This is a genomic window from Marivita cryptomonadis (genome assembly GCF_002115725.1).
Classification (GTDB): Bacteria; Pseudomonadota; Alphaproteobacteria; order Rhodobacterales; family Rhodobacteraceae; genus Marivita; species Marivita cryptomonadis.
This window is the reverse complement of the sequence record NZ_JFKD01000022.1, coordinates 1-14,983: the sequence shown is the minus strand read 5'-3', so window position 1 is coordinate 14,983 and position 14,983 is coordinate 1. Positions and strand designations below refer to the sequence as shown.

Below are 14,983 nucleotides of genomic sequence, written 5' to 3'. Positions count from 1 at the left end.
GAGGGTGACGTAAAGCGGCCTTCATGCTAGGCTTTGCTTAATAATAATGAGAAATTTTTGGGAGGACTGAACTTATGGCATTGAAACCGCCCCTTATGGAGCTTCCGATCAAGACGGCAGATGACGGGTTCTACAAAGGCTTTGCGAAGCTGGTCACCATCACCGGAAAACTGTTGGTCGGCGCGCTGATCCTTTGGGCTGTTGCGTTTCCCGAACAGTCCGGCGCGGTCTTGTCAGGGATCAACAGTGTGATCCTGGCGACGTTCAATTATTGGTATATCGTGGTGATGGCGTTCTTTGTCGCGGTCTGTTTGATCCTTGCGGTCCTTCCGGCATCGGGGCGGTTGAAGCTGGGGCATCACGAAGACAAACCAGAGTTTTCGAATTTTTCTTGGTTCTCCATGATGTTCGGTGCCGGTATCGGCATCGGGATGCTGACCTTTGCCACGGCAGAGCCGCTGTATCACTGGGGCAGCAATCCAAGCACCATTCAGGGCCTGACCGCGGGCAGCAGCGCGGAGAACGTTCGCGAGGCCTATGTCTGGTCCTTTACCCATTGGGGGCTTGCCGCATGGGCTGCCTATGCCATCGTTGGGCTGTCACTGGCCTATTTCTCGTACCGTCGTGATTTGCCGTTGACCATTCGCTCGGCCTTGGTGCCGATTTTTGGCCGGTCCTTGTCGGGCACCACAGGCCATGTGGTCGATGTGGTTGCGGTTGTGGCAACGGTGCTGGGCGTGTCGCAGACCTTGGGTTTCGGGGTCGAACAATTCGTGTCCGGCCTGTCGCGGATCGGCTTTGGCGATTGGCTTTATACCGCCACCGAGGACGGTGGACAGAAGATGTCGACCATGGCGATTGTTACCGCCTTGGTGGTGATCATGGGGGCGTCGACGCTTTCGGCGCTGTCTGGCGTGGGCAAGGGCATCAAGTGGTTGTCCAACATCAATATGGGGCTGAGTTTCTTCATTCTTGCCTTCTTTCTGGTCTTTGGCTCGACCTTCTTTGGGTTGCAAGCCTTGGTGCTGGGCATCTGGGATTACATCATCTCGATCCCCGGCAATATCCTGACGGTCTGGTCGCCCGTGCCGATGGACGCCTTCATGGCCTCGGTTCCTGCCGCTGCACAGGCGTTGTCGCCGGAAGACCTTGCGACGGTCTATGGCTCTGCCACCAGCCCGTGGGGGTCGCTTCAGTCCTTTACCGAAGGTTTGCCTGCGGCCGCCGCATCGCTGTCGGAAGCTGACATCGCGGCGACCTATGCTGCCGCAACGGACAGCCGTCTGTCCGGTTGGCAGGGGGCGTGGTCCATCTTCTACTGGGCGTGGTGGATCGCCTTTGCGCCGTTCGTGGGCGTGTTCCTTGCGCGTATCTCGAAGGGGCGCACCGTTCGGGAATACGTGCTGGGGGCCATCGTGATTCCGGCCTTCATGTGCTTTGTCTGGTTTGCCATCGTGGGTGGCACTGCGATTGATCTGGAACTCAATGGCGGCGCTGATGGGGCCATTGTGGGGGCAGGTCAGTCGGACCAGCTGTTTGCGATGCTGGCCTTCATGTTGTCCGAGAACCTTGCATGGATCATGTCCGTGATCGTCGTAATCCTGTTGCTGACCTATCTGGTGACGTCTGCGGACTCGGCTGTTTTGATCATCAATACGATCAACGCGGCGGGTGACGAAGGCCCAAAGGCGCGGCCGCATATCCTGTTCTGGGGGGCGGCGCTTGCGCTGGTCGTTGGCGGGTTGATCGTGGCTGGTGGCCTGAGTGCGATCCAGACAGCCATGGTGATCGGCGCCTTGCCGTTCTCGGTTGTGATGGTGCTGATGGGGATTTCGGTGCTCAAGGCGATCTGGCGTGACAGTCGCCGAGAGAAAGCGGGTGTGCCTGCCACATCGGCGCATCTGGCGGCGTCCCGTGCCAGTATTCCGACGGATCAGGTTGTCGCAGAACCCTGATTTTTGCGGCTCCAGTTGGGTTCAAAAGCGACATGTTTGCAAGTTGAACCGGTGAAAACCCCGCTAAAGTTGGGGGTTCTGGGACCACTTTAATGTTGCAAAAGCGACATTTTCCGCCGCTTCGGTTTGCATCGGGGCGGCGGTTTCCTTTAGGGTGTTGTCGCGTTGTGGGAAAACCCGACGCCCGTTGTGTCTGTCCGAGTGCTTGGTGCCAAGGACCGCGCCATGTTTGGCGGACACACAAAGACCATTGCCGCGCGCGATGGCACAACACGCAGGAGGGACACACGATGTTCAATCGTATCATGGTGCCGGTGGATCTGGCGCATGTGGACAAGCTGGAGCGGGCGCTGCGCTGTGCCTCGGATCTGGCACAGCATTACAGCGCTACATTGGTGTATGTGGGTGTGGCAGCTGCGACTCCGGGATCGGTGGCGCACACACCGCAGGAATTCGCGCAGAAGATGGCGGATTTTGCAGCAGAGCAAGGGCGGGCGCGGGGTGTGGCGGCCGAAGGGCTGGCGCTGACCAGCCACGATCCGACCACCGATCTTGATCCGACCTTGCTCAAGGCGATAGAGGAGACCGGGGCGGACCTTGTGGTCATGGCAAGCCATGTGCCGAACCTCACCGATTATATCTGGCCGTCCAATGGCGGCACCGTGGCCAAGCGGGCCAGCGTGTCGGCCATGGTGGTTCGTTAAGCTTTTCAGGGAACCCGCGACAGCATTGTGCGTTTGTCAGGGTGGCCAAAAAAACAATTCCAACAAAAGGGGACGGTTGATGACCGATACTTCAGCAAGTCAGGGAATACCTGAGCCAGAGGGGTCTTCCCAGATCATCGAGACCGATTACGAAATCGGTCAGGACAATATTGAAACCCAGATCGGGCCATTCGGGCTTGATATTCACAACCCCGTCTTCATGGTTTCGGGGGTCTGTATCATTGCGTTCGTGTTCTACACACTCGCCTTGCCAGAGCAGGCGGGGGCGGCGTTTAGCTGGATGTTCAGCGCCGTGACGCAGGGGTTTGACTGGTTCTTTCTCAGCGCCGCCAACATCTTTGTGCTGTTCTGCCTGCTGCTTATCGTGCTGCCGGTCGGGTCAGTGCGATTGGGCGGCGATGAAGCGACGCCCGATTACACCTATGTGGGCTGGTTCGCGATGCTGTTCGCGGCGGGTATGGGCATCGGTCTGATGTTCTACGGCGTGTCCGAGCCGATGAGCCATTTCGCGTCTTCCCTTGGCGGGACGGCTGCCGAAGACGGCGCGCGCTCAGATTGGGCGCCTTTGGGCGCGGCTGCTGGAGATGAGCAGGCGGCTGTGCGGCTGGCCTTTGCGGCGACGATCTTTCACTGGGGGCTGCACCCTTGGGCGATCTACGCAGTCGTGGCCTTGGCGCTGGCGCTGTTTTCTTACAACAAGGGTCTGCCGCTGACGATCCGGTCTGCGTTTTATCCGATCCTTGGCGACCGCGTTTGGGGTTGGCCAGGGCACGTGATCGACATTTTGGCGGTGTTCGCTACGCTGTTCGGTCTGGCGACATCGCTGGGCATGGGCGCAACGCAGGCCAATGCCGGGTTGAACGAGCTGTTCGGCGTGCCGATCGGATCGACCACCGAAGTGATCCTGATCTCGGGCATCACCGCCGTGGCGCTGATTTCAGTGATGCGGGGCCTTGATGGCGGCGTAAAAGTGCTGTCGGAGATCAATATGGGGCTGGCGGCCTTGCTGCTGTTTTTCGTGTTGTTCGCGGGTCCGACGCTGGCCATTCTGACTGGCTTTGTCGACTACCTTGCCGCTTACCTGACTTATCTGCCGGCGCTATCGAACCCGGTGGGCCGCGAAGATACCAACTTCATGCAGGGCTGGACCTCGTTCTACTGGGCGTGGTGGATCAGCTGGTCGCCGTTTGTCGGCATGTTCATTGCGCGCGTCAGCCGGGGCCGTACCGTGCGCGAGTTTATTATCTGCGTGCTGTTGATCCCGTCGCTGGTCTGCGTGCTGTGGATGTCGGTCTTTGGTGGCGTGGCAATCCAGCAGGTTTTGCAGGACGGCTACACAGCGGCGCAGGACGCTCCGCTTGAGCTTAAGCTGTTCAAGATGTTGGACGGGTTGCCCTTGGCTTCGATCACCAGCTTTATCGGCATTATCCTTGTGATCGTTTTCTTCGTGACCTCATCGGATTCGGGGTCATTGGTGATCGACACGATCACGGCAGGCGGCAAGGTCGATGCGCCAGTGCCGCAGCGGGTGTTCTGGTGCATCTTCGAGGGTGCGGTGGCCATCGTGCTTTTGCTGTCGGCAGGCGGCTTGCAGTCGTTGCAATCCATGGTCATTTCCACCGGCTTGCCATTCACTGTCGTTCTTTTGGCGATGTGTGTTGCGATCTGGAAAGGACTTCAGGCCGAACGTCGCGCGCGTTGATTTGACCGACGACAAGATATCTTCCGCCCCGGCTCTGGTCGGGGCGGATTTTTTGTGGCCTAGTGGCACCGGTTTCCGACCGAGGTCGGTGTGCTTTTTTCGAGGAATACCAAGACCATGCTCGATATCGACTTTGTGCGTTCGAATTTCCCCGCGTTTTCGCAACCTGCCCTTGAGGGGCAGGCGTTTTTCGAAAACGCTGGTGGCTCATATACGTGTCGGCAGGTGATCGACCGGCTGACGCGGTTCTACCTTGAGCGCAAGGTGCAACCCTATGCGCCCTATGACGCGTCGCGTCTGGGCGGAGAAGAGATGGACGAGGCGCGGTCGCGATTGGCGGCCTTGTTGGGGGTCGAGACGGACGAGGTGAGCTTTGGTCCGTCCACCACCCAGAACACGTATGTGCTGGCGCAGGCGTTCCGACAGTTCATGAAACCGGGCGAGGCGATCATTGTCACCAATCAGGATCACGAAGCCAATACCGGGCCGTGGCGGCGGTTGGCGGATGAGGGCATCGAGGTTCGCGAGTGGACGGTGAACCCCGAGACCGGGCATCTGGAAACCGATGATCTGGAAAACCTGTTGGACGAGTCCGTGCGGCTGGTCTGTTTCCCGCATTGCTCGAACGTGGTGGGCGAGATCAATCCGGTGCTCGATATCACCTCCATGTGTCACGCAGCGGGGGCCTTCGTGTGCGTCGATGGGGTCAGTTATGCGCCGCATGGGTTTGTCGATGTGGGCGATCTGGGGCCGGATATCTATCTGTTTTCAAGCTACAAGACCTACGGGCCTCATCAGGGCATTATGGTGATCCGGCGCGCCTTGGGGCAGCTCTTGCCGAACCAAGGGCATTATTTCAATGCGGGTAGCTTGTATAAACGGTTTACCCCTGCGGGGCCGGATCATGCTCAGGTGGCGGCCTGTGCCGGGATGGCGGACTACATGGACGCATTGGCGACCCATCATGGGGTGTCTGCGCGCGGTGTGCATGATGTGATGCGCGCGCATGAGGTGAAGCTATTGCAGCCGCTGCTTGATGCGGTGAAGGACCGCAATTCCGTGCGGCTGATCGGCCCTTCGGACGCAAGCGTGCGTGCGCCCACAGTGGCTTTGGCGCTGAACCGTCCCGGGGAAGAGGTGGCGGCCGAACTGGCGCAGCACGGGGTCATGTGTGGCGGTGGTGATTTCTATGCTGTCCGCGCGCTCGAGGCGATGGGTGTGGACATTGGCAAGGGGGTGTTGCGGCTGAGTTTCGTGCATTACACCTCGGAGGCCGAGGTCGCCAAGGCCATCGAGGCGTTAGACGCGGTGCTATAGGGGGCTTTGCCCACGTCCGCCCTTGGCGGACTCCCTTGGGGTATTTGTGAAACGAAGAAGACATCGCGCGCGTTTGACCTTTGACGCGGCGCGGCTAGGTCGCGCGGAAATAATCCGGCAAAGGGCAGGGCAATGACATCACCGACACTGGTTTGGATCCGGCGCGATCTGCGGTTGAGCGATCACGCGGCACTGACGGCGGCGGTGCAACGCGGTGGTCCGGTCATTCCGGTTTTCCTGCGTGATGATCTTGTGGACGGGCTGGGGGCCGCGCCGAAATGGCGGTTGGGGCTGGGGCTGGAGTGCTTTGCTGACGCGCTGGCCGACAAAGGCAGCCGTCTGATCCTGCGCTCGGGCGATGCGCGGGACGTGATCCCGGCACTGGCCAAGGAGGTCGGCGCGGGCGCGGTCTATTGGCAGCGCGCTTATGATCCTGACTCGGTCGAGCGGGATACCGATGTGAAGGCGGCGCTGACGGATGCGGCCGTTGAGGCCAAGAGCTATGTCGGGCATCTGATGTTCGAGCCGTGGACGGTCGAGACTGGGCAGGGGACCTTTTACAAGGTCTATACGCCGTTCTGGAAATCGGTGCGGGATCGGTCGGTGGACGCGCCTTTGGCTGCGCCATCGTCTTTGCCCGCAACTGATACATGGCCCGAGAGCGAGGCGTTGGAGGATTGGGCATTAGGGGCCGCGATGGACCGGGGGGCAGATGTGGTGCGCCCGTTTGTGCAGCTTGGTGAGCAGGCAGCGCAGTCACGACTGGGGGCGTTTATGGCGTCTAAAGTGGCGGACTACGTGCGGACGCGGGATCTGCCCGGCATAGACGGAACTTCGAACCTGTCGGAGAACCTTGCTTTGGGCGAGATCAGCCCGGCGCAGTGCTGGCATGCCGGTCAGCGTGCGATGCAGGATGGCAAGGCCGGGGCGGAGACCTTTTTGAAAGAGCTGGTCTGGCGCGAGTTCGCTTATCACCTGATGTGGCACACGCCGCGCATCCTGACTGACAACTGGCGCGAGGAATGGCAGGCGTTCCCGTGGAACGAAGATGAACGCTGCGCCGAGGTCAAAGCTTGGAAGCAGGGGCGCACCGGCATCCGCTTTGTCGATGCGGCAATGCGCGAGATGTATGTGACGGGTCGGATGCACAACCGGGGCCGGATGATCGTGGCCAGCTATCTGACCAAGCACCTGATGTGCCATTGGAAGATCGGGCTCAAATGGTTTGAAGACTGTCTGATCGACTGGGATCCGGCGTCAAACGCGATGGGCTGGCAATGGTCGGCAGGATCAGGCCCGGATGCGACGCCCTATTTTCGGGTGTTCAACCCGGTGACGCAGCTCGACAAGTTCGACAAGGATCGTGGTTATGTCAGCCGGTGGTTGGCGGAAGACTACAGCGCACCGCACGATGATGCGCTGTCCTATTACGCCGCGATCCCGCGGTCGTGGTCGATGTCGCCGGATGATGCGTATCCCGAGCCTATCGTGGCGCCAGACGTGGGGCGCAAACGGGCGCTGTCAGCCTATGAAAACCGGGATTTTTGACGCAGTAACTGCCTGGCTGCGGTGGACTACGTAAATTTATCGCAAGCTGAATAAAATCCGTTACTTAACGTCCGGTATATCTTGTCTTTGGCAGGGCTGGACTACCTAGGGTTAACACTTGCCTGCCTTGCGCGGCTATGAATAGTGTCACCTGACCCAGACAGCGGAAGACCTGCATGATCCTGACATCGACCGAAAACCAACCCAATTTGCCGCGCTATTTCGCACAGGTGTTTGCGATGGCAGACCGGCTTCGGAAAGGGCGTGTGGATTTCATCTTGCCCGACGGGCGGCATTTTCGGGCTGAAGGCGCAGAGCCGGGCGCGGTGGCAGAGGTGCATGTGCACAACAACGACCTGTTTGCCCGCTTGATCCGCGATGGCGATCTGGGGTTCAGCGATGCGTATCTCGAAGGCTGGTGGAGCACACCTGATTTGCAGGCCTTCATGGATTTCGTGCATGGCGAGAACAACGATGTCTACGACAGCTTTCCCGGTATGACATTCGTCCGCTGGTATGAACAATTGCGCTTCTGGATGCAGTCAAACTCCAAACGGCAGGCGAAGAAGAACATCAGTTACCACTACGATCTGGGCAACGATTTCTATTCGCTTTGGCTGGACGACACGATGACGTACTCCTCGGCCTTGTTCGAGACCGGTCAAGAAAGCACCGAAAAGGCGCAGATCGCCAAGTACAAGAGCATGGTCGACCAGATGGGTGCGCAGCCTGGCGATCATGTGCTGGAAATCGGTTGTGGCTGGGGCGGTTTCGCGGAATACGCGGCCAAGGAGCGGGGGCTCAAGGTCACCGGTCTGACCATCAGCGAAGAGCAGTACAAGTATGCCGTGGACCGGATCGCCAAAGCCGGTTTGTCGGATCGTGTGACTTTCAAGTTGCAGGATTACCGCGATGAAAAAGGCCAGTACGATGGGATCGCGTCGATCGAAATGTTTGAAGCCGTGGGCCAAAAATACTGGCCAACCTATTTCAATTCGGTGAAAAACTGCCTGAAACCCGGCAAACACGCGACATTGCAGATCATCACGGTCGAGGAATCGCGCTGGGAGATTTACAATCGAGGCGTTGATTTCATTCAGAAATATATCTTCCCGGGTGGCATGCTGCCCAGTCCGGGCGTGCTGCGGCAGGAAATCGAAGCGGCGGGGCTCAAGGTCGCGCAATCTATCGAGTTTGGTGAAAGCTATAGCCAGACGCTGCGTCGCTGGCATGAGACCTTCAACGAAAAGTGGGATCAGGTGGCGGGTCTGGGTTTTGACGACCGCTTCCGCAGAATGTGGAATTTTTATCTGACCTCTTGCGCGGCGACCTTCCATAGCGGAAACTGTGATGTGACGCAGATCACCATTACGAGACCAAGCTAATATGCCCACAGCCGCCAAAGCCGTCGCAGCTCTCTGCCTCGCAGCTTTGGGGTATCTGGCCTCGGAAGTCTTGAAGACGCTTTTGCCGGCCAGCACGTATTTCGGTAATTTCTCGATCTACAACGCGGTCATCGGGGCTGTTGTCGGGTGGATCGTCGTTGGAACGCGCGCTGGGCGCGGGACCAAGGATGCCATCGCCAACGGGCTGACAGGTGTGGCGGCACTGATCTTCTGGTGCGTCTTCGTGCATGCCAGCCTTGAGATGTTCAACCTGTCGATGAAGCGGCGGTATGACGGACCGGTCGAGGCGTTTTCGGCGATTTTCGAAATCGGTATCGAATATGCGGGCTTGCTGATGAACCCGATGATGATCTCGACGCTGCTGATCGGAGCGCTGCTGACTGGCTACTTTTCCGAATACGCAGCACGAAGCTGGAAATAGGTCGCTTTGTCGACGCTGTTTTTCTACGGCACCTTGTGTCATATTCCGCTGCTCGAAGCGGTTCTGGGTGTCGCATCAGGGGCATTGTCAGATCGGTTGCGACCGGGTGCACTTGCCGATCACGCTGTCTTCTGGGTCAAGGACCAACCCTATCCGATGATCGAGAAAGCCCTCGGCTCCTCCGCTGTTGGTGTCCTTCTAGATGCTGTGACGGAAGATGAAGAAGAGCGGCTAAGATATTACGAAGGCGCATTTTCCTATCATCTTAGCGAAGTGACGGTCCGTACCGACTTTGATCCTGTCACAGCGCTGTGTTTTTATCCGATGTCGCAAGATCAGATTCGTGGAACGGATTGGGTTCTGGCCGACTGGGTGCGAGGCTGGGGTGAGATGGCGGTGGGGGCTGCACGCGATGTGATGGCGCGGCGCGCGCGGTATGATGCCGATACCGCTTCGAACCTGCGGCCTTTCCTGATGGCCCGGCACTGGTCGCGGATGATGGCGCGCCGGGATGCAGGCCAGACCACGCGGCGCTTTCGCAGAGCCGACGGGGATGTGACGATCCATAAGCGCGAAGAGGGGTATCGTGGCTTTTTCGAACTGGCTGAATTCCAATTCGATCACAAGAGATTTGATGGCACGCGAAGCCGGCGTGTTACCCGCGAGGCGTTTCTTGCGTTCGACGCGGCGCTGGTGTTGCCCTACGATCCAGCGACAGATCACATTCTGCTGATTGAGCAATTGCGATTTGGCCCCTTGTGGCGCGATGATCCGCAGCCTTGGGTGTTCGAACCCATCGCGGGGCTTGTGGATGCGGGCGAAGACCCCGCCGACACCGCCCGGCGCGAGGCGCTGGAAGAAAGTGGGCTGAAGCTGGGTGATCTGGAGCCGATGGTGCAGGTCTATGCGTCCCCCGGATATTCGACGGAATTTTTCCATTGTTTTCTGGGCGTTGTCGATCTTTCTGAATTTACCGCATCAAGCAGTGGCCTCGCCTCCGAGCATGAGGACATTCGCAGTCATGTGCTGCCGTTCGAGACGGCGATGGGCCTTGTCCAGAGCGGAGAGATCAACGCGGGGCCGTTGATCATGATGCTGTACTGGCTGGGGGCAGAACGTGGCAGATTGCGCGCGTCGGCTTGAGTTCCTTCTCCGGCGGGCCTACACCCTGAGGAAACACATCTGACGGGGGCACCATGCGTTTTGCAGGCGAACTGGCCGAAGCAGTCGGCAACACTCCTTTGATCAAGCTGCGCAAGGCCAGCGAAGCGACCGGGTGCACCATTCTGGGCAAGGCGGAGTTCTTGAACCCGGGCCAATCGGTCAAGGACCGCGCGGCGCTGTTCATCATCAAGGATGCGATCGCCAAAGGTACGTTGAAACCGGGCGGCACAATTGTCGAGGGCACTGCGGGCAACACCGGGATCGGCCTTGCGCTGGTGGGGGCGTCGATGGGGTTCAAGACCGTGATCGTGATCCCCGAAACGCAAAGTCAGGAAAAGAAAGACATGCTGCGCCTTGCGGGTGCAGAATTGGTCGAGGTGCCTGCGGCGCCCTACAAAAACCCGAACAATTACGTGCGGTATTCCGGTCGTCTGGCCGAAGAAATGGCGCGGCGCAGCAACGAGGGTGTGATCTGGGCTAACCAGTTCGACAATGTTGCGAACCGTCAGGCGCATATCGAAACCACCGGTCCCGAAATTTGGGAACAGACCGATGGCAAGGTCGATGGGTTCATCTGTGCCGTCGGTTCGGGTGGAACTTTGGCCGGTGTGGCCGAGGTGTTGCAACCCAAGGGCGTCAAGATCGGTCTGGCTGATCCGATGGGGGCTGCGCTTTATTCCTATTACACCACCGGCGAGTTCAAATCCGAAGGTGGCTCGATCACCGAAGGGATCGGGCAGGGGCGCGTGACCGCAAATCTTGAAGGGTTCACACCCGATTTTGCCTATCAGATCCCTGATCATGACGCGCTGCCCATCGTGTTCGATCTGCTGGCCGAAGAAGGCCTTTGCCTCGGCGGGTCGTCGGGCATCAACATCGCGGGTGCGATGCGTCTGGCCAAGGATCTCGGGCCGGGCCACACCATCGTGACGATCCTGTGCGACTATGGCACCCGCTATCAATCAAAGCTGTTCAACCCGGCTTTCCTCAAGGAAAAGGGTCTGCCGGTGCCAAAATGGCTTGATGCAGCGCCTTTGGATATTCCCAAGGTCTTCGAGGACCAATGACCCGCCACTTCGCAGCGCTAAGAACGGCGACGTTTCTTTTCCTGCTCGCGGTTCAGACAGTCTGGGCGCAATCCACCCCAATGGATTACACGGCGTGGGAACAGGTGGCGTCACGCGCCGAAACGGCAATCGAGTCGCGGGACGCGTCGACAGAGGCGCTTGAGGCGCTCAGATCGGACGTGTCGTCGTATCGCGACCGGTTGCTGGGATTGCAGAATGCTGGCGACCCCCGACTGTCGACGCTGCAATCGCAGCTCGAGGCGTTGGGGCCGGCCCCCGAGGACGGCTCGGAACCCGAAGAGATTTCGCAGCGCAGGCAAGAGTTGCAGCGCCAGATCACCCAGCTTCAAGCGCCGCTGTTGCGCGCAGAAGAGGCGTATAGTCGCGCAGATGGTCTGATCAACGCCATAGATGAAATCATCAGGTCGCGCGAGACGGAACGATTGCTGCAGCGCGATTCCGGGCCTCTGGACCCAAGGCTGTGGGGACCGGCGGTCACCAGCCTGTTTGTGCCGTTCAACGAAATCGCCAGCGAAGTGAAGGACAATTGGTCAAACGAGGTCCGTCGAAAGGCGCTGCTTGATCAATTGCCGGTCATCCTGCTTTTGTTTGGCATGTCGGTTCTTCTGGTCTTCCGCGCGCCGAAGCTGATCGACCGGCTTGGGTCGTGGTTGCGGGCCAAGACACGCCGTGGCACCGGTGTCTGGAGCACGTTGCTGTCACTCTTGCGGCTTTTGTTGCCGACTGGTGGTCTGCTGCTGTTTGTGCTGGCGTTCAACATGAGCGGTTTGTTGGGAACGCGCGGCACGCAGATCATCTTTGTCTTGCCGCTGATGCTGTTCGTCGTGCTGGTCGCGCGGTGGCTGGCTGCCGAGACCTTTTCGAGTGATGACGACATCAACACGATTGCCTTGTCTCAACAACGCCGCACCGAAGCCCGCTACTATGTGAACTCGCTGTCCTGGCTTCTCGCCTTGAACACGTTTTTCGCCTACCTGATCGAGATCGGCGAATTGGCCAACGAAACCCAGGTTGTACTTGGGTTTGTGATCCATCTGTTGTGTGGACTGATCCTGTTCCGGCTTGGGCAAATCCTGCGCCACACCGGTCCGCAGACCGAACCGGGCGCGATGGGCGGCGCGGACGAGGTGGCGCAACTGTCCTTTCCGTCCCGGTTGGCCCGGCTGACGGGGCAGGGCGCGATGCTGGTGGGCGTCGTCGGGCCGCTCTTGTCGGCCATCGGGTATTTCAACATTGCAGAGGCGTTGATCTTTCCGACCATCCTGACGCTGGGGCTGTTTGCGCTGCTGCTGATGCTGCAGCGCCTGATCCGGGATCTGTATCATCTGTTCACCGGATCACCGCTGGATGAAAGTCAAAGCCTGTTGCCTGTCGCGTCGGGCAGCATTCTGACACTTGTCGCAATGCCGGTCCTTGCCTTGATCTGGGGCGCGCGGATGGCTGATCTGACAGAGCTCTGGTCGCGGTTTCAGGCTGGGTTTTCGTTCGGTGATACCCGGATTTCGCCCACCGATTTCCTGACCTTCGCTTTTGTCTTTGTCATTGGCTATATTCTGACCCGCCTGTTGCAAGGGGGCTTGCGCGGGTCAGTGCTGCCGAAAACGCGGCTCGACAAAGGCGGTCAGACCGCGATCGTATCGGGCACCGGATACCTTGGGATTTTCCTGTCGGTCATTGTCGCCATCACTGCGGCAGGCATCGACCTCACGGCGCTGGCCTTTGTAGCTGGTGCCTTGTCCGTCGGGATCGGTTTCGGGCTTCAGAACATCGTTCAGAACTTCGTGTCGGGGATCATCCTTTTGATCGAACGCCCGATTTCCGAGGGCGACTGGATCGAGGTAAACGGCCAGCACGGCACAGTGCGCGATATCTCCGTGCGCTCGACCCGGATCGAAACCTTCGACCGGACCGAGGTGATTGTCCCGAATGCCGACCTCGTGTCGAACTCGGTGACAAATTACACCCGCGGCAACACGCTGGGTCGTCTGGTGGTGGATGTGGGCGTCGCCTATGGCAGCGACACGCGCAAGGTCGAGGACATTCTTTACAAGATCGCACGCAACCACGAGATGGTCCTGATGAACCCCGAACCCTTTGTGCATTTCAAAGGATTTGGCGCCGATGCGCTGGATTTCGACGTGCGCATGATCCTGCGGGATGTGACCAAAATCCTTGTGGTTCGGACCGAGATCAATCACCAGATCACCGAGGCCTTCAAGGCTGAAGGCATCGAAATACCCTTTGCCCAGCGGGATATCTGGCTGCGTAACCCCGAAAGCCTGCAGGGTGCGCGGCCTGCGACCGCGCCGTCCAATGACCCAGAGGAGCCCACATCGTGACAGAGACTGTCTCTCCGCTTTATCGTAGTGATGCCTATGCCCGAGAAGCTGCGGCCCGCGTCACCGGCTATACCGACGAGGGCGGGATCATCCTTGATACGGGGCTGTTCTACCCAACCGGTGGTGGCCAACCGGGCGACAGCGGATGGATCGACTGGGACGGCGTGTCACTGGCCGTCGCGACGACGGTCAAGGGGCCTGCGGGCGAAAGCGTGCTGGTGCCTGCTGAACCCGCCAGGTTGCCTCCGGTTGGTGCACACGTGGTGCAAAGACTGGATTGGGACCGCCGGTACAAACACATGCGCGTCCACACCGCGCTGCATCTGTTGTCAGTGGTCATCCCTTTGCCGGTCACCGGTGGGGCCATCGGGCCCGGCCGTGGGCGGCTGGACTTTATGATGCCCGAGCCGCCCGAAGACAGAGACGCGATTGAAGATGCGCTGAACCGGTTGATCGACCGTGACCTGATCGTGAGCGACAGCTGGATCACCGATGCCGAGCTGGATGCCAACCCATCATTGGTCAAAACCATGTCCGTGCAGCCCCCGCGTGGCAGCGGCCAGGTGCGTCTGGTGCGGATCGGCGAGGGCAGCGACCAGGTCGACCTGCAACCCTGCGGTGGCACCCATGTGGCCCGCACCGGCGAGATTGGGCGGGTTGTCTTCGGCAAGATCGAAAACAAAGGCAAACAGAACCGCCGTGTGAACATCGCGCTCGAGGCGTGATGCACCGGGTGGCGTTTCTGGTGGTTGGCGGTTTCGTCGTCTGTGTCGGAGTGGTGCTGCTGTTGGCACCGGACACGTACTTTAAGCTCTACGCCGTGGCCTATGTGCCGGGAATGGATTTCCCGGCGCGCCGATTTGCGCCTGCAGTGATGGCGTTGGGCGCTCTTGTGCTCGTTGCGCGCAGGCTTGAACCGGGTCCGTTTCTTGCCACGCTCTGTCTGATCTGCGCGCTTGCGTTCCTCGGCGTCGCAGCAACGGGTGTGCAGGCATGGCACAGCAACGTCGCCCGACCGGCAATTCTAGGAGCCGCCGCACTGGAGGTCGTGATCGCGCTGGTGTTTCTCGGCCTGTGGATGCGCCTGCGCAAGGTTTGAGCAAAACTTCCCATCTATCTCAACAATCGCCCTTGCATCCCCCCAACGCTTTCTTCTAAACACCGCCTCGGACAGGTGGCCGAGTGGTCGAAGGCGCGCGCCTGGAAAGTGCGTAGGCGGGTGACCGTCTCGAGGGTTCGAATCCCTTCCTGTCCGCCATAAATCTTTAAGTAAGCTGATCGATTTCTGGATTGTTCACAGTTGCTTAGATTTAAATTT

At 59.3% G+C, this 14,983-nt stretch carries 12 protein-coding genes and 1 tRNA gene; all 13 read left to right on the top strand.

Going from position 1 to position 14,983, the window contains the following annotated elements:
* The first annotated feature begins 74 nt into the window (after positions 1–74).
* The 13 genes from MCRY_RS18865 (at position 75) to MCRY_RS18805 (ending at position 14,923) form a co-directional block, all read left to right on the top strand.
* The gene (locus MCRY_RS18865; protein WP_085632768.1) at positions 75–1,955 is read left to right on the top strand and encodes a BCCT family transporter; all 1,881 of its coding nucleotides are present in this window, start codon (positions 75–77) and stop codon (positions 1,953–1,955) included.
* Positions 1,956–2,245: 290 nt separating this feature from the next.
* A complete protein-coding gene (locus MCRY_RS18860; RefSeq protein ID WP_085632766.1) occupies positions 2,246–2,659 on the top strand; it encodes a universal stress protein in 414 nt (137 codons plus the stop codon).
* A 79-nt stretch (positions 2,660–2,738) separates the two neighbouring features.
* Complete coding sequence (locus MCRY_RS18855) at positions 2,739–4,382, top strand: BCCT family transporter (protein ID WP_085632764.1); 1,644 nt, start codon at positions 2,739–2,741, stop codon at positions 4,380–4,382.
* A 117-nt stretch (positions 4,383–4,499) separates the two neighbouring features.
* Positions 4,500–5,699 (top strand): aminotransferase class V-fold PLP-dependent enzyme, encoded by a 1,200-nt coding sequence (locus MCRY_RS18850; protein ID WP_085632762.1) that lies wholly within the window; start codon positions 4,500–4,502, stop codon positions 5,697–5,699.
* 132 nt (positions 5,700–5,831) lie between these two features.
* Positions 5,832–7,247: a cryptochrome/photolyase family protein gene (locus MCRY_RS18845; RefSeq protein ID WP_085632760.1), complete on the top strand. Its 1,416-nt coding sequence runs from the start codon at positions 5,832–5,834 to the stop codon at positions 7,245–7,247.
* A 176-nt stretch (positions 7,248–7,423) separates the two neighbouring features.
* A complete protein-coding gene (locus MCRY_RS18840) occupies positions 7,424–8,632 on the top strand; it encodes an SAM-dependent methyltransferase (protein WP_085632758.1) in 1,209 nt (402 codons plus the stop codon).
* A gap of 1 nt (position 8,633) precedes the next feature.
* Positions 8,634–9,074 carry a TrgA family protein gene (locus MCRY_RS18835; RefSeq protein WP_085632756.1) on the top strand — a complete coding sequence of 147 codons (441 nt, stop codon included), beginning with the start codon at positions 8,634–8,636 and terminating at the stop codon, positions 9,072–9,074.
* A 6-nt stretch (positions 9,075–9,080) separates the two neighbouring features.
* Positions 9,081–10,217 carry an NUDIX domain-containing protein gene (locus MCRY_RS18830; protein WP_085632754.1) on the top strand — a complete coding sequence of 379 codons (1,137 nt, stop codon included), beginning with the start codon at positions 9,081–9,083 and terminating at the stop codon, positions 10,215–10,217.
* Positions 10,218–10,270: 53 nt separating this feature from the next.
* Positions 10,271–11,305: a cysteine synthase A gene (locus MCRY_RS18825; RefSeq protein WP_085632752.1), complete on the top strand. Its 1,035-nt coding sequence runs from the start codon at positions 10,271–10,273 to the stop codon at positions 11,303–11,305.
* The gene (locus tag MCRY_RS18820) at positions 11,302–13,665 is read left to right on the top strand and encodes a DUF3772 domain-containing protein (RefSeq protein ID WP_085632750.1); all 2,364 of its coding nucleotides are present in this window, start codon (positions 11,302–11,304) and stop codon (positions 13,663–13,665) included. The genes MCRY_RS18825 and MCRY_RS18820 overlap by 4 nt, the downstream gene beginning before the upstream one ends.
* On the top strand, positions 13,662–14,390 hold the full coding sequence (locus MCRY_RS18815; RefSeq protein ID WP_085632748.1) for an alanyl-tRNA editing protein: 729 nt from the start codon (positions 13,662–13,664) through the stop codon (positions 14,388–14,390). Before MCRY_RS18820 ends, MCRY_RS18815 begins: the two co-directional genes overlap by 4 nt.
* The gene (locus tag MCRY_RS18810; protein WP_085632746.1) at positions 14,390–14,764 is read left to right on the top strand and encodes a hypothetical protein; all 375 of its coding nucleotides are present in this window, start codon (positions 14,390–14,392) and stop codon (positions 14,762–14,764) included. The genes MCRY_RS18815 and MCRY_RS18810 overlap by 1 nt, the downstream gene beginning before the upstream one ends.
* Before the next feature lie 69 nt (positions 14,765–14,833).
* Positions 14,834–14,923 (top strand) — tRNA-Ser (locus MCRY_RS18805).
* Positions 14,924–14,983: the final 60 nt, after the last annotated feature.